A 20,814-nucleotide genomic window follows, 5' to 3' on the forward strand; every position below is an offset into this window, starting at 1 on the left:
CCGCCGACCATCACCGTGGGCATGATCGCCAGGCCGTCGAGGCCGTCTGTGAGGTTGACCGCGTTGCTGGAGCCGACGATGACGAAGTAGGTCAGCACCACGAAGCCGACGCCCAGCGGAATGGTGACGTCCTTGATGAAGGGCAGGATCAGCGTGGTTTCGACGCTGGTCGGTGCGGTCTTGTACAGGAACACCGCCGCCGCCAGGCCGAACACCGACTGCCAGAAGTACTTCCAGCGGCTTGGCAGGCCCCGCGAATTCTTTTCGATCACCTTGCGGTAGTCGTCGACCCAGCCGATGGCACCGAAGGCCAGGGTGACGATCAGCACCACCCAGACGTAGCGGTTGCTCAGGTCGGCCCACAGCAGGGTGCTGACAGCGATGGCCGACAGGATCAGTGCGCCGCCCATGGTCGGGGTGCCGGACTTGGACAGGTGCGATTGCGGGCCGTCGTTACGTACGGCCTGGCCGATCTGGCGAATTTGCAGCGTACGGATCATCCACGGCCCCAGCCACAGCGCCAGGGACAACGCGGTCAGTACACCCAGAATCCCGCGCAGGGACAGGTACTGGAAGACCGCGAAGCCTTTGTGGAACTGTTGCAGATACTCGGCCAACAGCAGCAGCATTAATGTTTCTCCCCGCTGGCACCGCACAAAGCAGCCACGACGTTTTCCATCGCAGCGCTGCGCGAGCCCTTGATCAAAATAGTGGTGTCGCTGGCGTTTTCGGCACTAACCGCGTCGATCAGCTCAGCTTGAGTAGCGAAATGACGGCCATTGGCGCCGAACGCCTCGACCGCATGTTTCATGTTGGAACCCACTGCGTACAGGGCGTCGACCTTGCCGCGCGCGTAGTCACCCACCTGCCGGTGGCCTTCTTCCGCCCACTGCCCCAGTTCGCCGATATCCCCAAGCACCAGGACGGTGCGGCCGGAGAAGCCGGCGAGTATATCAATGGCCGCGCACATCGAGGTGGGATTTGCGTTGTAACTGTCGTCGATCACACGCACGCCACTGGGCGCGATCTGCGCCACGGTGCGGCCCTTGACCGGCTGCACCGCCGCAAGGCCAGCTGCAATGCCAGCCAGGCTCAGACCAACGGCATGGGCAGCGGCGGCAGCGGCCAGGGCGTTGCTGACATTGTGCTCACCGAGCACATTGAGCTGCACCTGGGCCACCTCGCCGGCGCCATGCAGCTGGAATGACGGGCAACCACGGGCGTCGCGCCCAATGGCGCTGGCATGGAAATCGGCACGGGCGTCGCTGCGGGCGAAGCTGATGACCTTGTGCGCCCCGGCACGGGCCTTCCAGGTCGCGAAGGCCTTGTCGTCCAGGTTGAGAATGGCGATACCGCCCTCGCCCAAGCCTTCAAGAATCTCGCCTTTGGCTTCGACGATTTTCTCCGGGCCGCCGAACTCGCCAACATGGGCGGTACCGGCGTTGTTGATGACGACCACCTGCGGCCGGGTCAGGCCGACGGTGTAGCGAATTTCACCGATGCGCGAAGCGCCCAGCTCGATCACCGCAGCACTGTGCTCCGCAGCGATTTCCAGCAGGGTCAGCGGCGCACCGAGGTCGTTGTTGAGGTTGCCACGGGTGGCGTGCACAAGACCACGGGTGCGCAGGATGCTGGCAAGCATTTCCTTGACTGTGGTCTTGCCGCTGGAACCGGTAATGGCCACCACCGGCTTGTCATAGGCAGCACGGTTCAGTGCCCCGAGCTGGCCCAGGGCCAGGCGGCAGTCAGCCACGCGCAATTGCGGCAGGTCGACATCGGCCACCTCGCGCTCGACCAGCGCCGCGACGGCACCCTTGGCTTTGACATCGGCCAGGTAGTCGTGGCCGTCGAAACGCGGGCCGGTCAGGGCGACGAACAGTTGCCCGGCACTGACACTGCGGCTGTCGATGCTGACGCCGGTGAACGCCGCATCGGCGCCGATCTGCTGACCGTTCAGCAGCGGGGCCAGCTGGCTGAGTGACATGGGCTTAAGCATGCGGAGCCTCCCAGGCTGCAAGTGCCTTTTCGGCTTCGATCAAGTCGGAGAAACCATGGCGCTCGCCGTTGATCTCCTGGTAATCCTCGTGCCCCTTGCCGGCCAGCACGATCACGTCGTCGGCAGCAGCGGTGGCAATCAGGTGCGCAATGGCCGCGCCGCGGCCAGCGATGAACTCCACCCCGGCAGGCTTGGCAAAACCGGGGCGAATGTCGTCGAAGATACGCAGCGGGTCTTCGCTACGCGGGTTGTCGTCGGTGACCAGTACGCGGTCCGCCAGGCGCTCGGCCACTTCGGCCATCAGTGGGCGCTTGCCGCGATCACGGTCGCCACCGCAGCCGAACAGGCACAGCAGCTGGCCGTGAGCATGCGGGCGCAGGGCTTCCAGAACCTTCTCCAGCGCGTCTGGCGTATGTGCGTAGTCGACCACCACCAGTGGCTTGGCGCCGCCACCCAGGCGCTGCATGCGGCCTACCGGCCCTTGCAGTTCGGGGATGACGCGGAGGATCTCGTCGAGGGCGAAGTCCATTGCCAGCAGGGTTGCCACCGCCGCCAGCATGTTGCTCAGGTTGAAACGGCCCAGCAACTGGCTGCGCAGAATGCGTTCACCCTGGGCAGTGACCAATGTGGCGCGCACGCCATGGTCATCGAATTCGGCCTTGGTGCAGAACAGATCCGCGTCCCGGTTTTCCAGGCTATAGCTGAGCAGCCGTGACTCGATAGGATCTGCCGGCGCCCTATCGTCGAAAGCTTGAGCCAGGCGCCGACCGAACTCGTCGTCCAGGTTCACCACCTGGCAGCGCAGGCTCGGCCAGGCGAACAGCTTGGCCTTGGCCGCTTCGTACGCCTGCATGCTGCCGTGATAGTCGAGGTGATCGCGGGACAGGTTGGTCATCACCGCAATGTCGAAAGCCAGTGCAGCCACGCGGCCTTGTTCCAGGGCATGGGAGGACACCTCCATGGCCACGGCTTTGGCGCCAGCCTTTTTCAGGCCATACAGCGTCGACTGCACGGCAATCGGGTCAGGGGTGGTCAGGCGGCCACTTTGCAGTTCACCGTAGAATCCGGTACCGAGGGTGCCGATCAGGCCGCAGCGCTTGCCGAGCAGGTCCAACGCTTGCGCCAGCAACTGGGTGACACTGGTCTTGCCGTTGGTCCCGGTCACGCCGACCAGGTCCAACTGCCGGCTGGGCTCGCCATAGAAGCGGCCGGCAATATCCGACAGCTGAGCGATCAGGCCTTTGACCGGGATCAGCGGCACATCGGTCAACGGCAGCACGTTGGCGCCCTGCTCTTCATAAGCCACGGCGGCAGCACCACGGGCCAAGGCATCGGCAATGTGCCCACGGCCATCGACCTTGGCCCCCGGCACTGCCAGGAACAAGTCACCCGGGCGCACGTTGCGGCTGTCCAGGGTCAGTTCGCGGATCATCGGATCGCGGCTGGCGTGTGCGAACAGTTTGCTCAATGGCATTGTCATCACCCACGCCCTCCCTTGGCAGCGGCAGCATTGACTTGGGGTTGCCCGGCAGGTGCAGCAGCAGCTGGCGGCGGCAGGTTGTCTGGCGGCACGTTCATCAGGCGCAGGGTGCCGGACATGACCTTGCTGAACACCGGTGCCGAAACCAGGCCACCGAAGTAGCCACCCTTGCCCGGTTCGTCGATCACCACGACGATGGCGTAACGCGGATCGCTCATCGGGCCGAAGCCTGCGAACAGCGAGCGGTAGGCATTTTCGGTGTACCCCTTGGAACCCACCGTGGCTTTACGTGCAGTACCGGACTTGCCGGCCACGTGGTAGAACGGCACCTGGGCGCGGAACACGCCACGCGGCGCCTCGATCACCTGCTGCAACATGCCCTGGATGGTTTCCGCGGTTTCCTTCGGAATGGCCTGCACGGCCTCGGGCGCCTTGTCCACCTTGAGGATCGACAGCGGGACCATCTTGCCGTCGTTGGCCAATGCCGCGTAGGCATGCACCAACTGCAGGGCGGTCACCGACACGCCGTAGCCGTAAGACAGGGTGGCCGTCTCGGCCTTGCGCCACTCGCGGTGGTTCGGCAGGTTGCCGACACGCTCACCCGGGAAGCCAAGGCCGGTGTACTGGCCCAGGCCGACCTGGGACATCACGCGGTAGATGGCCTCGCCACCGATGTCGAAGGCGATCTTGCTCATGCCCACGTTACTGGAGTTGATCAGGATGCCGGTCAGGTCGAGGATCGGACCCTCGCTGCGCGACACGTCCTTGATGGTGTAGCGGCCGATCTGCAGGCTGCCGGGGTATACCTCGACCTTGTCGGTAGGTTTCCAGCGGCCGCTTTCTAGCGCTGCGCTCATGGAGATCGGCTTCACCGTCGAACCTGGCTCGAACACGTCGATGATCGCCCGGTTACGCATGGCCGCCGGGAACATGCTGCGGCGGTTGTTGGGGTTGTAGGTCGGCTGGTTGACCATCGCCAGGACCTCACCGGTCTTGACGTCCATGATCACCAGGCTGCCGGCCTTGGCGTTCTGTTCGGCAATGGCGTTGCGCAGCTCGCGGGTAGCCAGGTACTGCAGACGCAGGTCAATCGACAACGCCAAGGTCTTCCCGGCCTTGGCGTTCTTGGTGACCTGAATGTCCTTGATCAGCCGGCCGCGCCGGTCCTTGATCACCTGGCGCTTGCCAGGCACCCCGGCCAGCCACTCGTCATAGGCCAGCTCGACCCCTTCGCGCCCGTGGTCGTCCAGGTCGGTGAAGCCGACCATATGCGCAGTGACATCACCGGCCGGGTAGAACCGGCGGAATTCTTCCAGCCCGTACACGCCGGGCACTTTCAGGTCGAGCACGTGCTGGCCCTGCTCCGGGGTCAGGCCGCGGACCAGGTAGATGAACTCTTTGTTGGCCTGCTGGGTCAGGCGCTCGCTCAGCTGCTGCGGGTTTTGCCCCAATGCTGCTGCCAGTTGCGGCCAGCGCTCTTTGGAGGCCTGCATTTCCTTGGGGTTGGCCCACAAGGTCGTGACCGGGGTACTGACCGCCAATGGCTCACCGTTGCGGTCGGTAATCAGCCCACGGTGTGCCGGGATCGAGATGTGGCGCAGGCTGCGCGCGTCGCCCTGGCCCTTGAGGAAGTCGCGGTCGACCACCTGCAGGTCGATGATGCGCCAGCAGATGGCCCCGACCATGAGTGCCAGCAGGCCGATGACCACGCGGAAGCGCCATGGGTACAGTGCGCCTTCGAGTTTCATCATGGCGCCACCATCCGCACTTCGTCAGCCGCAGGCACGCGCATCTTCAATTGCTCGGACGCAAGGTTTTCGATACGGCTGGCAGCGGTCCAGGTGCTCTGCTCGAGGATCAACCGGCCCCACTCGGCCTGGGCCTTGTCGCGCTCGTTCAGCTCACCGTACAGGGTATTAAGCAACTGGCGGTTCCAGTGCGCGCTGTAGGACACCGCAATGGCCGAAACCAGCACGGCAACGAACAGCAGGAGCATCAGGAAGCTCCCGCCTGGCAAGGGCTTGGCGAACAGCCTGCTCACCGCAACTTCTCCGCCACACGCATCACGGCGCTGCGCGACCGCGGGTTGGCCTTGAGCTCGGCTTCGGAGGCGAACTGGGCCTTGCCGATGAGCTTGACCTTGGGCTCGAAGACCTTGTGCTGCACCGGCAGGTTGCGTGGCAGGTTGTCGGCCTCGCCCTTGACCAGCTTGCGCATGAACAGTTTGACGATGCGGTCTTCCAGCGAGTGGAAGCTGATGACCGCCAGCCGACCGCCGACTTCAAGTGCGTCGAGCGCGGCTTCTAGCCCCGCCTCCAGGTCACCCAGTTCATTGTTGACGTGGATGCGCAAGCCCTGGAAGGCCCGGGTAGCCGGGTTCTTGCCCTTTTCCCAGGCCGGGTTGGCCACCTTGAGCACCTCTGCCAGGTCGGCAGTGCGGGTGAACGGCTGCTTTTCGCGGCGCTCGACCACGGCACGCGCCATGCGCCCGGCAAAGCGCTCTTCGCCGTATTCCTTGAACACGCGGGCAATTTCTTCCACCGGTGCGGTGGCAATGAATTCGGCAGCGCTGACGCCCTGGTCGGGGTTCATGCGCATGTCCAGCGGGCCATCATTGAGAAAGCTGAAGCCCCGCTCGGGGTCGTCCAGTTGCGGCGAGGACACGCCAAGGTCCAGCAACACGCCGCTGACCTTGCCATGCAGGCCGCGCTCGGCCACTTCTGCGCCCAGCTCGGCAAAGCTGCGCTGCACAATGACAAAGCGGCCGTCTTCGGCCGCCAGCGCTTGCCCTGTGGCAATCGCTTGTGGGTCTTTGTCGAAGCCCAGCAGCCGCCCTTGCGGCCCGAGCTTGCTGAGGATCAGGCGGCTGTGTCCGCCACGGCCAAACGTGCCGTCCAGATAGCAACCGTCGGCGCGCAAGGCCAATGCCTCGACAGCTTCGTCGAGCAGGACGGTAATGTGGTTGAAGCCGCTATCTATGGTCACAGGATCAGGTCACGCAATTCGTCGGGCATGGCGCCCGGTTGTTGAATAGCTGCAAGGTCGGCTGCCGAAACCGCGTTCCAGGCATCTTCATCCCACAGCTGGAATTTGTTCAGTTGCCCCACCAGCATCGCCTTCTTGTCGAGCTTGGCGTACTCACGCAAACGGGGCGGCACCAGGAAACGCCCACTGCCATCGAGTTCCAGGTCTACCGCATTGCCAATCAGCAATCGCTGCAGGCGGCGGTTTTCCTCACGCAACGATGGCAAGGCACGCAACTTGGCTTCTATCTGCTCCCACTCATCGAGGGGATAAACACACAAGCACGGGTCCACGGCGTCGATGGTCACGATCAGCTGACCATTGCAACGCGAATCGAGCTCGTCACGGTACCGGCTCGGCATGGCGAGACGGCCCTTGGCATCGAGACTGACGGCGTTGGCTCCGCGGAACACGGCTGCGATTCCCCACAATGTTATCTTTTTTGTGCCAGAAAACCCACTTCATCCCACTTTCTGCCACTTGCGCACACTATAGGAATCCGCCGGAGGCACCGTCAAGGCACGTTCGGAAGGAAAAGCCTTACAGGACCGAGATTTAGCGCGTTAAAGGATTGTGAAAGGTATTTCACAATGAAAAAAACACGAGAAAAATCAAACCCGCACAAGCCACTGGGGCTTGAACTTAAAGTGATTTATTAAGAGTAAGATTTTTTCGGTATTACCAAAGGGGGGTCTGCTATCGAAAGATGCAGAAAAGAAAGGTGGAGAGTCGATCTGTAAGCCGGGTTTTGTCGAGGACAGTCATTCCTCTACGACGGCCATCACTGGACGCCTCTAGCAACCTACCCGGTTCCGACGCGGGCCACGCCTGATGGAACCCTATTTGGTCTTGCTCCGAGTGGGGTTTACCTAGCCACGAACTGTTGCCAGCCGTGCGGTGCGCTCTTACCGCACCTTTTCACCCTTACCGGCACCGAAGTGCTTAGGCGGTTATTTTCTGTGGCACTTTCCGTAGGCTCACGCCTCCCAGGCGTTACCTGGCACTCTGCCCTATGGAGCCCGGACTTTCCTCCCCCGAACTTTTGCGGAACAAAAGACGGCAGCGACTGTCCAATCGACTCTCCGCCGACAAGGTTAACGGCACACGCGCTCAAGAACAAGCGCCAGCAGCATTTATATCAATTTGCCACTACTGAGCCTTCTGTTTATCCAGGGCAAGTTGATACAACAGGTTCTTGCGCACGCCGGTAATTTCCGAGGCAAGCGCCGCCGCCCGCTTCAGCGGCAACTCGGCCAGCAACAGGTCGAGCACGCGCTGGGCCTCGCTACTGATGGCCTGCTCGCCCTCCGGTGCACTCCAGCCACCGACCAGTACCACGCACTCACCGCGCTGCTGGTTGCTATCACCGGCGACGAACGCCCGCAACTCGGCCAGGGGCAAGCCCTTGAGCGTCTCGAAGGTTTTCGTCAGTTCGCGCGCCAATAATGCTGGGCGCTCACCGCCAAACACCGTTTCCATGTCCTCGAGGCACTCGAGGATACGGTGCGGCGCTTCATAGAAAATCAGCGTGCGCGGCTCTTCGCGCACTTGCTCCAGGCGTGCCAGGCGCCCCGCCTGCCTGGCCGGCAGGAAACCTTCGAAAATGAAACGGTCCGAGGGCAGGCCCGCCGCCGACAATGCCGCGATCAAGGCACAGGCGCCCGGCACCGGCACCACGCTGACCCCGGCAGCCCGCGCCTGGCGCACCAGGTGGTAGCCAGGGTCGGAAATCAACGGGGTACCGGCATCGGAAACCAGCGCCACATCTTCGCCGGCCAACAGCTTGCCGAGGAAGCGCCCGCCTTCGTCCCGCTCGTTATGCTCGTGGCAGGCCGCCAGTGGTGTATCGATGCCAAAATGTTGCAGCAGGCGGATCGAATGGCGGGTGTCTTCGGCTGCGATCAGCGCCACGTCTGCCAGCACCTTGAGCGCCCGGGCGCTCATGTCATCGAGGTTGCCGATGGGAGTTGCCACCACATACAGCGTTCCCACGGTGGATTTAGAAGCCCCTGCCACATCAGTCACTGCGCACACCTGTCATTCGGATCAAAGGCGCCATTGTAGCCCGAGCGCCCGCAACAGGGCGCAAAGAACTTCATACGCGACCGGCGGCAAGCCACCTATAGTGAAGGATCGACACGGCAACATCGCGCCCCGGCCAGTGCTTGGGTACAATTGCCGGCCAACTTGATCGAGTAACAGGACCTTTACATGATCGCTTGCCTGCGGCTGCTCACAGCCCTCTGCCTCGCTGCCCTGCTGGCAGCCTGCGCCAGCTCGCCCTCATCCAGCCTGGGCGAACTGCCACGCACCCCGGATGCCAGCATCGAGCAACTGCTCGAGCAGGCTGCTTCCAGCAAGTCTGCGCAAGACGCCGCCCTGCTGCGCCTGAGCGCAGCCGACCTGGCCTACAAGCAGAAGGACTTCCCCCGCGCCGCACGCATTCTCGAGCAGGTCCCGCTGGACACGCTCAAGCCGGCCCAGCAAGTGTTCGCCAGCACCCTGGCGGCAGAACTGGCCATGAGCCGCAACCAACCCAAGGCTGCCCTGGCCGCCCTGGCCCACCCAAGCCTGCAGCACGTTCCCGAGCTGCCGAAGGAACAGCAGGCGCGCACCTACTACGTGCACGCCGCCGCGCTGGAGGCCGATGGCCAGGCCCTGGCCGCCGCGCAACAGCGCGTACTGCTGGCCCCACTGCTCAGCGACCAGGCCGCCAGCGCAAACAACGACGCCATCTGGGCCTTGGTCGCCTCGCTGCCGGCCGAGCAGTTGCAGCAGCCGGCCACTGACCAGACCCTGGCCGGCTGGACCAGCCTGGCCCTGGCGGTGAAAAGTGCCGGCACCCTCGAGCAGCAACAGAGCGCCATCGAGAGCTGGGTCAAACAGCACCCGGACCACCCGGCTGCCAAACAGTTGCCAGTGCCACTGGTCAAGCTCAAGGAGCTGGCCAGCCAACCGCTGACCAAAATCGCCCTGCTGCTGCCCCAGGAAGGGCCACTGGCCGGGGTTGCCCGGGCCCTGCGTGACGGCTTCATGGCCGCCCACTTCCAGGCCCAGCAGGCTGGCCAAGCCGCCCCTGCGGTGCAGGTGTTCGACAGCTCGCGCATCGGCTCGCTCGACGACTTCTACCGCCAGGCCCAGGCCGCAGGCGTGCAGCTGGTCATCGGCCCGCTGGAAAAACCGCTGGTCAAGCAATTGGCCAGCAAACCGCAACTGCCGATCACCACCCTGGCGCTCAACTACGCCGAGGCTGGCCAGGTGGCCCCGCCGCAATTGTTCCAGTTCGGCCTGGCGGCCGAGGACGAAGCACGCGAAGTATCCCGTCGCGCCCGTGCCGATGGCATGGTCCGCGCCGTAGCCCTGGTGCCGAGCGGCGAATGGGGTGATCGCGTGCTGGCCGCCTTCCGCCAGGACTGGGAAGGCAACGGCGGCACCGTGCTCGCAGCCCAACGCATCGCGCAACCGGTTGCGCTGGCCCAGCAGATTGCCGACCTGTTCCAGCTGCGCCAGAGCGAAAGCCGCGCCAAGAGCCTGCAGAGCACGGTTGGCGGCAACATCGCCGCACAACCGTCGCGCCGCCAGGACATCGACTTCCTCTTCCTTGCCTCTACCCCTCAGCAAGCGCAGCAGATCAAGCCGACCCTGAATTTCCAGTACGCCGGTGACGTACCGGTATACGCCACTTCCAACCTGTACAGCGCCAGCGGTGACGTCAACCAGTACAACGACATGAACGGCATCCGCTTCTGCGAAACCCCGTGGCTGCTCGATACCAGCAACAGCCTGCGCCAACAGGTGGTTCAGCAGTGGCCGCAAGCCGCCGGCAGCCTGGGCCGCCTGTACGCCATGGGCGTGGATGCCTACAGCCTGGCACCGCGCCTGGGCCAACTGAAGGCGCTGCCAGATAACCGCGTCCAGGGCCTATCCGGCAGCTTGAGCATCAACGCCAACCAGCGTGTGGAGCGCCAACTGCCATGGGCTGAATTCGCTGGCGGCCAGGTCAAGCGCCTGCCTGATACCCCGCGCTGATGGCTGCAGCATCACCGACCGGCGCCGGCCACGCTGCAGAAACCCAAGCCCTTGAGTATCTTCAGGGGCAAGGCCTGCGGCTGCTGGCGCGCAACTGGCGATGCAAAGGCGGCGAGCTTGATCTGGTCATGCTCGACGCCGATACAGTAGTATTCGTCGAAGTCCGCTACCGGTTGCACGCGGCCTTCGGAGGCGCCCTCGCCAGTATCGATGGGCGCAAGCAGAAACGGCTGGTGCATGCGGCCAGCCTGTTCCTGCTCAAGGAGCCCCAATGGGGCAACCACCCCTGCCGCTTCGACGTTGTCGCCCTGCAGGGTAGCCACCATGCAGGCAAACCGCTTCAGTGGCTGAAAAACGCCTTCGAGTGCTGAACCCTCTACGTTTTTTTTGCTCTATGTATCGCGGGCTGGTCGTTGTTGCGCGTAACAAAGGCCACCGCCCCATTTAAGGTCACCAGATGGACATGCAATCCCGAATTCGCCGGCTGTTCCAGGCCAGCATCGAAACCAAGCAACAGGCGATGGACATCCTGGCACCGCACATCGAGCAGGCCAGCCTGGTCATGGTCAATGCGCTGCTCAATGAGGGCAAGATGCTCGCCTGTGGCAACGGCGGCTCGGCCGGCGACGCCCAGCACTTTTCCTCGGAACTGCTCAACCGCTTCGAGCGCGAACGCCCGAGTTTGCCGGCCATCGCCTTGACCACCGACAGTTCGACCCTGACGTCGATCGCCAATGACTACAGCTATAACGAAGTCTTTTCCAAGCAGATCCGCGCACTGGGCCAACCGGGCGATGTTCTGCTGGCGATCTCCACCAGCGGGAACTCGGCCAACGTGATCCAGGCGATCCAGGCCGCGCATGACCGCGAAATGATTGTCGTAGCAATGACGGGGCGCGACGGCGGCGGCATGGCCTCGCTGCTGCTGCCAGAGGACGTGGAAATCCGCGTACCTTCGACAGTGACCGCGCGCATCCAGGAAGTCCACCTGCTGGCGATCCACTGCCTGTGCGACCTGATCGACAGCCAACTGTTCGGGAGTGAAGAATGACCCCTATGCGCCTTGGCCTGCTGGCCCTGACTCTGTGCCTGAGCGTAACCGGCTGCAGCTCGGTACTCACCTCTGCCCGCAATTCGCCCATTGAAGACGACCGCGGCACGCGCACCATCGGCAGCAAGATCGACGACTCGCTGATCGAAACCAAAGCCGCGGTCAACATCTCCAAGGCCAACCCGGACCTGGACAAGGGCTCGCACATCGTTGTCAGCAGCTACAACGGTATCGTCCTGCTCGCTGGCCAAACCCCACGTGCCGACCTCAAGAGCCTTGCCGAGCAAACCGCCAGCCAGGTTCAACGGGTGAAAAAGGTGCACAACGAGCTGCAGGTCATGCAGCCGTCTTCGATTCTGGCGCGCAACAACGATGCCTGGCTGACCACCAAGATCAAGACCCAGATGCTGACCGACAGCGCCGTGCCCAGTTCGCGAATCAAGGTCATTACCGAGAACGGTATCGTCTACCTGCTCGGCCTGGTGACCCAGCAGGAGGCCAATTCCGCCACTGCCGTAGTGCAGGGCGTATCGGGTGTGCAAAAAATCGTCAAACTCTTCGAGTACATCGACTGAAGAACCCTGGGCCGGAAAGGCAACAATCCCGGCCTAAAAAAGGCGACCCTTCAAGGTTGATGCCTGTCAGTCAAGCGTTAATGGGGCTGCTTTGCAGCCCTTCGCGGGCATGCCCGCTCCTACACGCGATTCCCTGTGGGAGCGGGCGTGCCCGCGAAGGGTCGCAAAGCGGTCCCAAATTACTTGACTGCTGGCATTAACCCTACAAGGTCGCCTTTTTTATTACTTGACCACTTTCAGGCTTGGTCGACCAGTCGGGCGCGGCGGCTGGCCACCACCTTCTGGCGGGCCATCGTCATCCGGCTGCACATCATCGTCTTCCAGGTCATCGCCATCCGTCAGCGGCTGCTCCAGCTCGAAGACCATGCCTTGGCCATTTTCGCGGGCGTAGATGCCCAGGATGGCGCCAACCGGCACGAACAGCGAATGGGTCACGCCACTGAAACGGCCCTCGAAACTGACCGCGTCGTTATCCATGTGCAGGTTGCGCACAGCACTTGGCGAAATATTCAGGACAATCTGGCCATCATTGGCGAAACCATCCGGTACCTGCACCTTTGCGTATTCGGCATTGACCAGCATATGGGGCGTGCAATCGTTGTCGACGATCCACTCGTACAGTGCTCGAACCAGATAGGGGCGACTGGAGTTCATCAACGGCTCCTTAAAGCTTACGCATTTCACGTTCTACAGAGGACAGGCTCGCCTGGAATGGCTCGCGGGCGAACTGGCGCTCCATGTAATCCAGCAGCGGTTTCGCTTGCCGGGGCAACTCGATGCCCAACACTGGCAGGCGCCAGAGTATGGGCAGTAGACAACAATCGACCAGGCTTTGCTCATCGCTCATGAAACAGGCGAACTCATTGAACAATGGCGAAACACCGGTCAGGCTTTCGCGCAGGGCCTTGCGCGCTTCACTTCGGGCAGCCTCGCTGCTGCGCGAATCGAGCACGCTATCGGCCAGGGCACACCAGTCGCGCTGAATGCGGTGCATCAGCAAACGGCTGTTGCCGCGCGCAACCGGGTATACCGGCATCAGCGGCGGGTGCGGGTAACGCTCCTCGAGGTATTCCATCACCACGGTCGATTCATACAACGCCAGGTCACGGTCGACCAGGGTCGGCACACTGCCATACGGGTTGACCTCGGCCAGCCTGGGCGGCAGGCGCGCCGGATCGACATCGATGACCTGCACGCTGACACCCTTCTCGGCCAGCACCAGGCGTACCCGATGAGAATAATGGTCAGCGGGGTCGGAATAGCAGGCTAACCTGTTGGTTGCGCCCATGTAGCGGCTCCTCGCACGAGATGCTGTGCAACTTTAAATGAAAACGCGCCCGGGGCATCCTGGCATTTCTGCCAGGCGCCCCGGGCGCGTTCAACAACCAGAAATTACTGCGTGATCAGTGCACGTCCTTCCAGTATTCACGCTTGAGCAAATAGGCGAATACGAAGAAGAAAGCCAGGTACAGCAACACATAGGTACCGATGCGCTGGCTTTCCAGTTTGACCGGGTTGGCCGAATAGGCCAGGAAGGTCACCAGGTTCTTGACCTTCTCGTCGAACTGCTCGGCGGTCAGGGTACCGGATTTCGGCGTAACGGTCAGCTGGTCACAGGCTTCATGGGTAATCGGGCTACCGGTCAACGGGTCGAATTGCTTCTTCCCATCAGTCACCGTCTGCACCTGCTTGCAGCCAATCACCTGGTTGCCCTGCAGGCCGACCAACACGTTGGGCATGCCGACGTTCGGGAATACCTTGTTGTTCACCCCATAAGGCCGCGAGGGGTCTTCGTAGAAACTGCGCATGTAGGTGTACAGCCAATCGGTACCACGCACCCTGGCCACCAGGGTCAGGTCGGGCGGCGCGGCACCAAACCAAGTCTTGGCGTCTTCGGGCTTCATGCCGATCTGCATGTGATCACCGATCTTGGCCCCGGTAAACACCAGCTTTTCGAGCATCAGCTCGTGGGGAATGCCCAAGTCATCGGCCACACGCTCGTAGCGTTGGAACTTGGCACTGTGGCAGCCCATGCAATAGTTGGCGAACGTCCGCGCGCCGTCCTGCATGGCGGCCTTGTCGGTCAGGTCGATATCGACCTTGTCCAGCTCCAGACCGTGTTCGGCAGCGAAGCAAAAGGCAGGCATCAGTGCCAGCAAAAATACTGCAATCAACTTTTTCATCAGCCAGTCACCCTTTCCGGAACCGGTTTGGTCTTCTCGAGCCTTGTGTAGAACGGCATCAACAGGAAGTAGGCGAAGTACAGCACCGTGCACACCTGCGACAACAGCGTGCGCCCAGGTGTCGGTGCCAGCACGCCCAGCACGCCGAGGATGACGAAGGCCACGCAGAACACCAGCAGGAAGAGCTTGCTGATCCAGCCTTTGTAACGCATGGAGCGCACCGGGCTGCGATCGAGCCAGGGCAGTACGAACAGCACCGCAATCGCCGCCCCCATGGCGATCACACCCATCAACTTGTCAGGCACCGCACGCAAGATGGCGTAGAACGGTGTGAAGTACCACACAGGTGCAATATGCTCCGGCGTCTTGAACGCGTTGGCCTGCTCGAAATTCGGCTTTTCCAGGAAGTAACCGCCCATTTCCGGGAAGAAGAACACCACCGCACAGAACACGAAGAGGAACACCACCACGCCGACAATATCCTTGACGGTGTAGTACGGGTGGAACGGAATGCCATCGAGCGGAATGCCGTTTTCGTCCTTGTTCTTCTTGATGTCGATGCCATCGGGGTTGTTCGAACCCACTTCGTGCAGGGCAAGAATGTGCAGCACCACCAGGCCGAGGATGACGATAGGCAGGGCGACCACATGCAGGGCGAAGAAGCGGTTCAGGGTAATGCCGGAGATCAGGTAGTCACCACGAATCCATTGGGTGAGGTCGCCACCAATCACCGGGATGGCACCAAACAGCGAAATGATGACCTGGGCACCCCAGTAGGACATCTGGCCCCACGGCAGCAGGTAACCCATGAAGGCCTCGGCCATCAGCGCCAGGTAGATCAACATGCCGAACAGCCAGACCAGCTCGCGGGGCTTCTGGTAGGAGCCGTAGAGCAGGCCGCGGAACATGTGCAGGTAAACCACGATGAAGAACGCCGAAGCACCCGTGGAGTGCAGGTAGCGCAGAATCCAGCCGTATTCGACGTCACGCATGATGTACTCGACCGAGGCGAATGCCTCTTCTGCCGAGGGCGTGAAGCTCATGGTCAGCCACACACCGGTGACGATCTGGTTGACCAGCACCAGTAATGCCAGGGAGCCAAAGAAATACAGGAAGTTGAAGTTCTTGGGCGCGTAATACTTGCTCAGGTGATCTTCCCACATCTTGGTCGCGGGGAAGCGAGCATCAATCCAGTCCATGAACTTGCTCATCATGCTTTCTCCTGGTCGACGCCGATGACGATGATATCGTCCGACTCGTACGAGTGCGGCGGTACGGGCAGGTTGAGTGGCGCCGGCTGCGACTTGTAGACACGCCCAGCCAGGTCGTAGTGGGAGCCGTGGCACGGGCAGAAGTAGCCACCCACCCATTTGGGGCCCAGGTCGGCTGGCGCAACCTCCGGGCGGAAGGTGGGCGAGCAGCCCAGGTGCGTGCACAGGCCGACGAGAATGAGGATTTCCGGCTTGATGGAGCGGACTTCGGGGTCGACATAGGTCGGCTGCACCGAAGACTTGGAATCGGGATCAGACAATTCGCCGGTAATTTTCTTCAGGTTACCGAGGATCTCCTCGGTGCGCCTGACGATGAACACCGGCTGGCCTCGCCACTCGGCTACCATCTGCTGCCCGGCCTCGACCTTGGCGATATTGACCTTCACCGGTGCTCCCGCGGCTTTCGCCTTGGCACTGGGAAACCATGACCCCACGAACGGTACCGCAGCCCCCACTGCTCCCGCTGCCCCGACCACGGATGTCGCGGCTACGAGGAAGCGGCGCCGGCCTGCGTTGACGCCGTCATTGCTCATTCAGTCCTCTCCCATCAGCTTGCTTGGCCTGTTGAACCAGGCCTGTACTTAGGTTGTGTCTGTGGCACTAAAATTTGGTCGCCATGGTAAGAAACAAATCCACACACTGACAAGGGATTAGCCGGGCAAGGGCCCAATACCAGCGCTTTGCTTGATCTGCGTCTATGCGACGAGCGGCCACAGACATGCTGACAGGTTAGTTCAAGGCAAAAAAAAAGCCCGGTTCCAAGGAACCGGGCTCTTTTCGACTGCCGAAGCGGTATTAACGCTTGGAGTACTGAGGACGCTTACGCGCTTTACGCAGACCCACTTTCTTACGCTCGACTTCACGAGCGTCGCGGGTGACGTAGCCAGCACGACGCAGAGCGCCACGCAGGGTTTCGTCGTATTCCATCAGGGCGCGGGTGATACCGTGACGGATCGCACCGGCCTGACCGCTGACACCACCACCGGAAACGGTGACGTAGATGTCGAACTTCTCAACGGTTTCGGTCAGCTCGAGCGGCTGACGAACAACCATGCGAGCGGTTTCGCGACCGAAGAACACGTCCAGAGAACGGTTGTTGATGGAGATGTTACCAGTACCCGGACGCAGGAATACGCGAGCGGTTGCGGTCTTGCGACGGCCAGTGCCGTAATTTTGAGTCGCCGACATAATGAACTATCCCGTTAGATCTTCAGTTCTTGAGGCTGCTGAGCAGTGTGTGGGTGAGCAGCACCCGCGTACACTTTCAGCTTACGGTACATGTCGCGACCCAGCGGGTTCTTAGGCAGCATGCCTTTGACCGCGGTTTCGATAACACGCTCAGGGGCCTTGGCGATCAACTTCTCGAAGTTGATTTCCTTGATACCGCCCGGGAAACCGGAGTGGGAGTAGTACATCTTGTCGGAAGACTTGGCACCAGTCACACGAACCTGTTCAGCGTTGATAACGACGATGTAGTCGCCGGTGTCAACGTGAGGGGTGTATTCTGGTTTGTGTTTGCCACGCAGACGGGTAGCGATTTCGGTAGCCAGACGACCCAGGGTCTGGCCAGCGGCGTCGACTACGAACCACTCGCGCTTTACTGTTTCCGGTTTAGCAGTAAAAGTTTTCATTCTCTAAAGCCTCAGAGGCCGCCCAGCGAAAAATAGACGGCGAATCTTACTGGATAGTGCACAGCTTGCCAAGGGCAAGCGCGCAGCCGAACACTGACGCTTTTGGGGGCTCGGGTCGGGCACGCCAATATTCGACGGGGTTCTTCCTGCGTGATGGTGCATCACTTCCGCCACGCGGAGAGGGGCTGAATTATCCAGATTGCGCGAAAAATTTCAACCTGCTTTGATGAGCTTCCATTGCCAAGGAGTATTTACCCGATGGAATACCGCCAGCTCGGCCGAACCGACCTCAACGTCAGCGCCCTGTGCCTGGGCACCATGACCTGGGGGGAGCAGAACGACCAGGAAGAGGCTTTCGGCCAAATTGCCCGGGCCAAGGCCGCGGGGATCAACTTCATCGACACGGCCGAAATGTACCCGGTGCCGCCACGTGCGGAAACCTACGCCGCTACCGAGCGCATCATCGGCAACTGGTTCAGGGCCAACGGTGACCGTGATGACTGGGTGCTGGCCAGCAAGGTTGCCGGCCCCGGCAACGGCATCAGCCACATCCGCGATGGCCAGCTCAAGCACAACCGCCAGCACATCGTCGCGGCGCTGGACGAGAGCCTCAAGCGCCTGCAGACCGATCGCATCGACCTGTACCAGCTGCACTGGCCGGAACGCAGCACCAACTTCTTCGGCAAACTGGGCTACCAGCACCTGCCGCACGATCACTTCACGCCGCTGGAAGAAACGCTGGAAGTGCTGGACGACCAGGTACGGGCGGGCAAGATCCGTCATGTTGGCCTGTCCAACGAAACGCCGTGGGGCACCATGAAATTCCTGCAACTGGCCGAAAGCCGGGGCTGGCCACGGGCGGTGTCGATCCAGAACCCGTACAACCTGCTCAACCGCAGCTTCGAGGTGGGCCTGGCGGAAGTCGCCATTCGCGAGCAATGCGGTTTGCTGGCCTACTCGCCGCTGGCATTCGGCATGCTGTCGGGCAAGTACGAGAACGGCGCTCGGCCGGAAAACGCCCGCCTGACCCTGTTCAGCCGCTTTGCCCGCTACTCCAACCCGCAGACCGTGGCCGCCTGCAGCCGCTACGTGCAGCTGGCCCGCGAGCACGGCCTGGACCCGGCGCAGATGGCCCTGGCGTTCGTGACGGGCCAGCCGTTCGTGATCAGCAACATCATTGGCGCTACCAGCCTGCAGCAACTGGACAGCAACCTGGCCAGCGCCGAGCTGCACCTGAGCGACGAGCTGCTGGCGGCGATCGAAGCCATTCACCAGGCGCAGCCGAACCCGGCACCTTGATCAGAGCTGCAAGCTGCAAGCTGCAAGCTACAAGCTACAAGCTACAAGACAGAGCAGTCCGCATGCTGACCTGCTTTATCTTGAAGCTTGAAGCTTGAAGCTTGACGCTTGCAGCTCGACCAAAAAAATAAGACGATCCAGCCGGTGATTGACCACTCTACCCTATAAGAACAATGACAATGATGTTTACCCAACCCCCCGCGTCGCTGCGGCGCGTCAACATCCTGGCCATTGACAAGGTGTTCGCTTCGACCTTGATGCAGGCCAAGGACTTCTTCCACCTCGCCAGCCTGCGCTACGGCAAGCAGCTGGGCCTGGGCTTGCAGCCCATGTTCGAGATCCGCCTGGTGAGCCCCGATGGCCTGCCCGTGGACAGCTTCAGCAATGTACAGCTACCGGTCGACGGCGGCCTGGATGACGCCGATGTCATCATCCTGCCAGCCTACTGGGACGACTTCGACAACCTGCTGCAACGCTACCCACAGGTGCTGCCGTGGCTGCGTAACCAGCACGCCCGCGGCGCGGTGCTGTGCGCGGAGGCCAGTGGCGTGTTCTGGCTGGCCGAAAGTGGCCTGCTCGACGGCAAGGAGGCGACCACCTACTGGCGCTTCTTCAGCAGCTTCGCCGAGCGCTTCCCGAAGATCCGCCTGAACCAGGACAAGCACCTGACCGACGCCGACAACATCTATTGCGCTGGCGGCGCCACTTCGGCCTGTGACCTGTACATCTATCTCATCGAGCGTTTCTGCGGGGCCAATGTGGCCCGTGCGGTGTCGCGCGACATCCTCTACGAAGTGCAGCGCAACTACACGCCGGGGCGCATGGGGTTTGGCGGGCAGAAGCTGCATCAGGACCTGATCATCCTGCAGATCCAGCACTGGCTGGAAGAGCACTTCGCGGACAAGTTCCGCTTCGAGGACGTGGCCCGCAACCACGGCATGAGCATCCGCAACTTCATGCGCCGGTTCCAGGGGGCGACCGGCGACAAGCCGCTGCACTACCTGCAACGGCTGCGGATCGAAACGGCCAAGGGGTTGTTGTCGAGCACGCGCAAGAGCATCAAGACCATCAGTTACGAGGTCGGTTACGACGATGCCAGTTTCTTTGCGCGGCTGTTCCGCCAGCATACCGAGTTGTCGCCGAACCAGTACCGGCAGCAGTTCATGCAGGAAGCTTGAGGGCTTCCAGCAGCGGCAAGTTTCTAGCTGCAAGCTACAAGACAAAGCAAAAAGCCGGAGCAGCTCGTGGCCTGCTCCGGCTTTTTCTTGAGGCTTGCAGCTAGAAGCTTGCCGCTGATCTCAGGGCTTGTGCGCCCGAGACAGGAACTCGTGCGACTGCATCTCCAGCAAGCGGCTCAGGGTACGCTGGAACTCGAAGCTCAGGCGCCCACCGGTGTACAGGTCTTTTAGCTCCACCTCGGCCGAGATGATCAGCTTGACATTGCGGTCGTAGAACTCGTCCACCATGTTGATGAAACGCCGCGCGATATCATCGGTGGTCACCCCCATCTGCTCGACATTGCTCAGCAGCACCGCGTGGAAGATCTTGCCCAGCTCGATGTAGTCGTTCTGGCTACGCGGCCCGTCGCACAATGCCCGGAAGTCGAACCAGGCAACGTCGTCGCACGTACGCAAGGCATTGATCGGGCGGTTCTCGATCATCAGCACGTCATTTTCGACCGCCTGGGTGCATTCCGGGGTCAGCGCCTTGAAGCTGGCACGCATGCTTTCGTGCGCTGCCTCATTGAGCGGGTAGTGGAACAGTTCGGCCTGCTCCAGATGACGCAGGCGGTAGTCCACGCCGCTGTCGACGTTCACCACGTCGGTGTACTGCTTGATCATGGCGATGGCCGGCAGGAAACGCGCGCGCTGCAGGCCATCCTTGTACAAGCCGTCGGGCACGATGTTGGAGGTGGCGACCAGCGACACACCGTTCTTGAACAGCTCTTCCATCAAGGTGCCGAGGATCATCGCATCGGTAATGTCCGAGACGAAGAACTCGTCGAAGCAGATCACCTTGGCCTCTTCGCTGAAGCGCTTGGCAATGATGGTCAGCGGGTTCTTCTCACCCTTGAGGGTCTTCATTTCCTCGTGCACACGCTTCATGAAGCGGTGGAAGTGGGTGCGCATCTTCTGCTTGAACGGCAGCGCCTCGTAGAAGGTATCGACCAGGTAGGTCTTGCCCCGCCCTACTCCACCCCAGAAGTACAGGCCCTTGACCGGGGTCTGCTCCTTCTTGCCGAACAGCTTGCCGAATACCCCCGGCTTGTTGTTCT

22 protein-coding genes and 1 other RNA gene are annotated in these 20,814 nt (G+C 61.8%); 6 read left to right on the forward strand and 17 right to left on the reverse strand.

What is annotated here, in order from left to right:
- From mraY to rsmI, 9 genes are all read right to left on the reverse strand, one after another.
- Nucleotides 1-629 (reverse strand): phospho-N-acetylmuramoyl-pentapeptide-transferase (mraY, locus tag APH30_RS17255; protein WP_082416197.1); only part of this gene is annotated, 629 nt, incomplete at its 3' end.
- Nucleotides 629-1,996 (reverse strand): UDP-N-acetylmuramoyl-tripeptide--D-alanyl-D-alanine ligase, encoded by a 1,368-nt coding sequence (murF, locus tag APH30_RS17260; protein WP_054913244.1) that lies wholly within the window; start codon nucleotides 1,994-1,996, stop codon nucleotides 629-631. The genes murF and mraY, both read right to left, overlap by 1 nt.
- The gene (locus APH30_RS17265; RefSeq protein WP_054913245.1) at nucleotides 1,989-3,476 is read right to left on the reverse strand and encodes a UDP-N-acetylmuramoyl-L-alanyl-D-glutamate--2,6-diaminopimelate ligase; all 1,488 of its coding nucleotides are present in this window, start codon (nucleotides 3,474-3,476) and stop codon (nucleotides 1,989-1,991) included. Before APH30_RS17265 ends, murF begins: the two co-directional genes overlap by 8 nt.
- Nucleotides 3,476-5,224: a penicillin-binding protein 2 gene (locus tag APH30_RS17270; protein WP_161893096.1), complete on the reverse strand. Its 1,749-nt coding sequence runs from the start codon at nucleotides 5,222-5,224 to the stop codon at nucleotides 3,476-3,478. The genes APH30_RS17265 and APH30_RS17270 overlap by 1 nt, the downstream gene beginning before the upstream one ends.
- Nucleotides 5,224-5,517, reverse strand: a complete 294-nt coding sequence (ftsL, locus tag APH30_RS17275) for a cell division protein FtsL (protein ID WP_009684421.1) — start codon at nucleotides 5,515-5,517, stop codon at nucleotides 5,224-5,226. Before ftsL ends, APH30_RS17270 begins: the two co-directional genes overlap by 1 nt.
- The gene (gene rsmH / locus APH30_RS17280; RefSeq protein ID WP_009684422.1) at nucleotides 5,514-6,461 is read right to left on the reverse strand and encodes a 16S rRNA (cytosine(1402)-N(4))-methyltransferase RsmH; all 948 of its coding nucleotides are present in this window, start codon (nucleotides 6,459-6,461) and stop codon (nucleotides 5,514-5,516) included. Before rsmH ends, ftsL begins: the two co-directional genes overlap by 4 nt.
- Nucleotides 6,458-6,913: a division/cell wall cluster transcriptional repressor MraZ gene (gene mraZ / locus APH30_RS17285; RefSeq protein ID WP_004575120.1), complete on the reverse strand. Its 456-nt coding sequence runs from the start codon at nucleotides 6,911-6,913 to the stop codon at nucleotides 6,458-6,460. Before mraZ ends, rsmH begins: the two co-directional genes overlap by 4 nt.
- A gap of 308 nt (nucleotides 6,914-7,221) precedes the next feature.
- An RNA gene (rnpB, locus tag APH30_RS17365) (RNase P RNA component class A) lies at nucleotides 7,222-7,582 on the reverse strand.
- A 67-nt stretch (nucleotides 7,583-7,649) separates the two neighbouring features.
- A complete protein-coding gene (gene rsmI / locus APH30_RS17290; protein ID WP_054913247.1) occupies nucleotides 7,650-8,525 on the reverse strand; it encodes a 16S rRNA (cytidine(1402)-2'-O)-methyltransferase in 876 nt (291 codons plus the stop codon).
- Nucleotides 8,526-8,711: 186 nt separating this feature from the next.
- On the opposite strand from rsmI, the gene APH30_RS17295 reads away from it, so the two are divergent.
- The 4 genes from APH30_RS17295 (at nucleotide 8,712) to APH30_RS17310 (ending at nucleotide 12,155) form a co-directional block, all read left to right on the forward strand.
- Nucleotides 8,712-10,529, forward strand: coding sequence for a penicillin-binding protein activator (locus tag APH30_RS17295; RefSeq protein ID WP_054913248.1), 1,818 nt, complete (start codon nucleotides 8,712-8,714; stop codon nucleotides 10,527-10,529).
- Nucleotides 10,529-10,900, forward strand: a complete 372-nt coding sequence (locus tag APH30_RS28105) for a YraN family protein (protein ID WP_054889886.1) — start codon at nucleotides 10,529-10,531, stop codon at nucleotides 10,898-10,900. The genes APH30_RS17295 and APH30_RS28105 overlap by 1 nt, the downstream gene beginning before the upstream one ends.
- 86 nt (nucleotides 10,901-10,986) lie before the next feature.
- On the forward strand, nucleotides 10,987-11,580 hold the full coding sequence (locus APH30_RS17305) for a phosphoheptose isomerase (protein ID WP_029887793.1): 594 nt from the start codon (nucleotides 10,987-10,989) through the stop codon (nucleotides 11,578-11,580).
- The gene (locus tag APH30_RS17310; RefSeq protein WP_009684429.1) at nucleotides 11,577-12,155 is read left to right on the forward strand and encodes a BON domain-containing protein; all 579 of its coding nucleotides are present in this window, start codon (nucleotides 11,577-11,579) and stop codon (nucleotides 12,153-12,155) included. The genes APH30_RS17305 and APH30_RS17310 overlap by 4 nt, the downstream gene beginning before the upstream one ends.
- A 222-nt stretch (nucleotides 12,156-12,377) precedes the next feature.
- Here the strand turns inward: APH30_RS17310 and APH30_RS17315 are convergent, their stop codons facing one another.
- From APH30_RS17315 to rplM, 7 genes are all read right to left on the reverse strand, one after another.
- On the reverse strand, nucleotides 12,378-12,809 hold the full coding sequence (locus tag APH30_RS17315; RefSeq protein WP_054913250.1) for a ClpXP protease specificity-enhancing factor: 432 nt from the start codon (nucleotides 12,807-12,809) through the stop codon (nucleotides 12,378-12,380).
- A gap of 10 nt (nucleotides 12,810-12,819) precedes the next feature.
- Nucleotides 12,820-13,443: a glutathione S-transferase N-terminal domain-containing protein gene (locus APH30_RS17320; RefSeq protein ID WP_054913251.1), complete on the reverse strand. Its 624-nt coding sequence runs from the start codon at nucleotides 13,441-13,443 to the stop codon at nucleotides 12,820-12,822.
- A gap of 115 nt (nucleotides 13,444-13,558) precedes the next feature.
- Nucleotides 13,559-14,338: a cytochrome c1 gene (locus APH30_RS17325; protein WP_054913252.1), complete on the reverse strand. Its 780-nt coding sequence runs from the start codon at nucleotides 14,336-14,338 to the stop codon at nucleotides 13,559-13,561.
- The gene (locus APH30_RS17330) at nucleotides 14,338-15,549 is read right to left on the reverse strand and encodes a cytochrome bc complex cytochrome b subunit (RefSeq protein WP_029886541.1); all 1,212 of its coding nucleotides are present in this window, start codon (nucleotides 15,547-15,549) and stop codon (nucleotides 14,338-14,340) included. Before APH30_RS17330 ends, APH30_RS17325 begins: the two co-directional genes overlap by 1 nt.
- Complete coding sequence (petA, locus tag APH30_RS17335) at nucleotides 15,549-16,142, reverse strand: ubiquinol-cytochrome c reductase iron-sulfur subunit (RefSeq protein WP_009684434.1); 594 nt, start codon at nucleotides 16,140-16,142, stop codon at nucleotides 15,549-15,551. The genes APH30_RS17330 and petA overlap by 1 nt, the downstream gene beginning before the upstream one ends.
- A gap of 262 nt (nucleotides 16,143-16,404) precedes the next feature.
- On the reverse strand, nucleotides 16,405-16,797 hold the full coding sequence (gene rpsI, locus APH30_RS17340; RefSeq protein ID WP_003260797.1) for a 30S ribosomal protein S9: 393 nt from the start codon (nucleotides 16,795-16,797) through the stop codon (nucleotides 16,405-16,407).
- 14 nt (nucleotides 16,798-16,811) lie between these two features.
- The gene (gene rplM, locus APH30_RS17345; protein WP_003251819.1) at nucleotides 16,812-17,240 is read right to left on the reverse strand and encodes a 50S ribosomal protein L13; all 429 of its coding nucleotides are present in this window, start codon (nucleotides 17,238-17,240) and stop codon (nucleotides 16,812-16,814) included.
- A 258-nt stretch (nucleotides 17,241-17,498) separates the two neighbouring features.
- Here rplM and APH30_RS17350 point away from each other — a divergent pair, with 258 nt between their 5' ends.
- Nucleotides 17,499-18,539, forward strand: a complete 1,041-nt coding sequence (locus APH30_RS17350) for an NADP(H)-dependent aldo-keto reductase (protein WP_054913253.1) — start codon at nucleotides 17,499-17,501, stop codon at nucleotides 18,537-18,539.
- Between the two features lie 257 nt (nucleotides 18,540-18,796).
- The gene (locus APH30_RS17355) at nucleotides 18,797-19,717 is read left to right on the forward strand and encodes a GlxA family transcriptional regulator (RefSeq protein WP_172828420.1); all 921 of its coding nucleotides are present in this window, start codon (nucleotides 18,797-18,799) and stop codon (nucleotides 19,715-19,717) included.
- Nucleotides 19,718-19,837: 120 nt separating this feature from the next.
- Here APH30_RS17355 and zapE read toward each other — a convergent pair.
- The coding region (zapE, locus tag APH30_RS17360) for a cell division protein ZapE (protein WP_054913254.1) at nucleotides 19,838-20,814 on the reverse strand (977 nt) is incomplete at its 5' end.

The organism is Pseudomonas sp. NBRC 111127 (assembly GCF_001320345.1).
In the GTDB taxonomy this organism is placed as follows: domain Bacteria; phylum Pseudomonadota; class Gammaproteobacteria; order Pseudomonadales; family Pseudomonadaceae; genus Aquipseudomonas; species Aquipseudomonas juntendi.

Excerpts from the sequence above, each read along its gene's own strand:
- APH30_RS17320 (WP_054913251.1), bottom strand. The coding sequence starts at position 13,443 with ATGGGCGCAACCAACAGGTTAGCCTGCTATTCCGACCCCGCTGACCAT.
- murF (WP_054913244.1), bottom strand. The coding sequence starts at position 1,996 with ATGCTTAAGCCCATGTCACTCAGCCAGCTGGCCCCGCTGCTGAACGGT.
- APH30_RS28105 (WP_054889886.1), top strand. The coding sequence starts at position 10,529 with ATGGCTGCAGCATCACCGACCGGCGCCGGCCACGCTGCAGAAACCCAA.
- APH30_RS17305 (WP_029887793.1), top strand. The coding sequence starts at position 10,987 with ATGGACATGCAATCCCGAATTCGCCGGCTGTTCCAGGCCAGCATCGAA.
- rplM (WP_003251819.1), bottom strand. The coding sequence starts at position 17,240 with ATGAAAACTTTTACTGCTAAACCGGAAACAGTAAAGCGCGAGTGGTTC.
- APH30_RS17325 (WP_054913252.1), bottom strand. The coding sequence starts at position 14,338 with ATGAAAAAGTTGATTGCAGTATTTTTGCTGGCACTGATGCCTGCCTTT.
- APH30_RS17350 (WP_054913253.1), top strand. The coding sequence starts at position 17,499 with ATGGAATACCGCCAGCTCGGCCGAACCGACCTCAACGTCAGCGCCCTG.
- APH30_RS17315 (WP_054913250.1), bottom strand. The coding sequence starts at position 12,809 with ATGAACTCCAGTCGCCCCTATCTGGTTCGAGCACTGTACGAGTGGATC.
- APH30_RS17355 (WP_172828420.1), top strand. The coding sequence starts at position 18,797 with ATGCAGGCCAAGGACTTCTTCCACCTCGCCAGCCTGCGCTACGGCAAG.
- petA (WP_009684434.1), bottom strand. The coding sequence starts at position 16,142 with ATGAGCAATGACGGCGTCAACGCAGGCCGGCGCCGCTTCCTCGTAGCC.
- APH30_RS17270 (WP_161893096.1), bottom strand. The coding sequence starts at position 5,224 with ATGAAACTCGAAGGCGCACTGTACCCATGGCGCTTCCGCGTGGTCATC.
- APH30_RS17310 (WP_009684429.1), top strand. The coding sequence starts at position 11,577 with ATGACCCCTATGCGCCTTGGCCTGCTGGCCCTGACTCTGTGCCTGAGC.
- APH30_RS17265 (WP_054913245.1), bottom strand. The coding sequence starts at position 3,476 with ATGACAATGCCATTGAGCAAACTGTTCGCACACGCCAGCCGCGATCCG.
- rpsI (WP_003260797.1), bottom strand. The coding sequence starts at position 16,797 with ATGTCGGCGACTCAAAATTACGGCACTGGCCGTCGCAAGACCGCAACC.
- APH30_RS17295 (WP_054913248.1), top strand. The coding sequence starts at position 8,712 with ATGATCGCTTGCCTGCGGCTGCTCACAGCCCTCTGCCTCGCTGCCCTG.
- APH30_RS17330 (WP_029886541.1), bottom strand. The coding sequence starts at position 15,549 with ATGAGCAAGTTCATGGACTGGATTGATGCTCGCTTCCCCGCGACCAAG.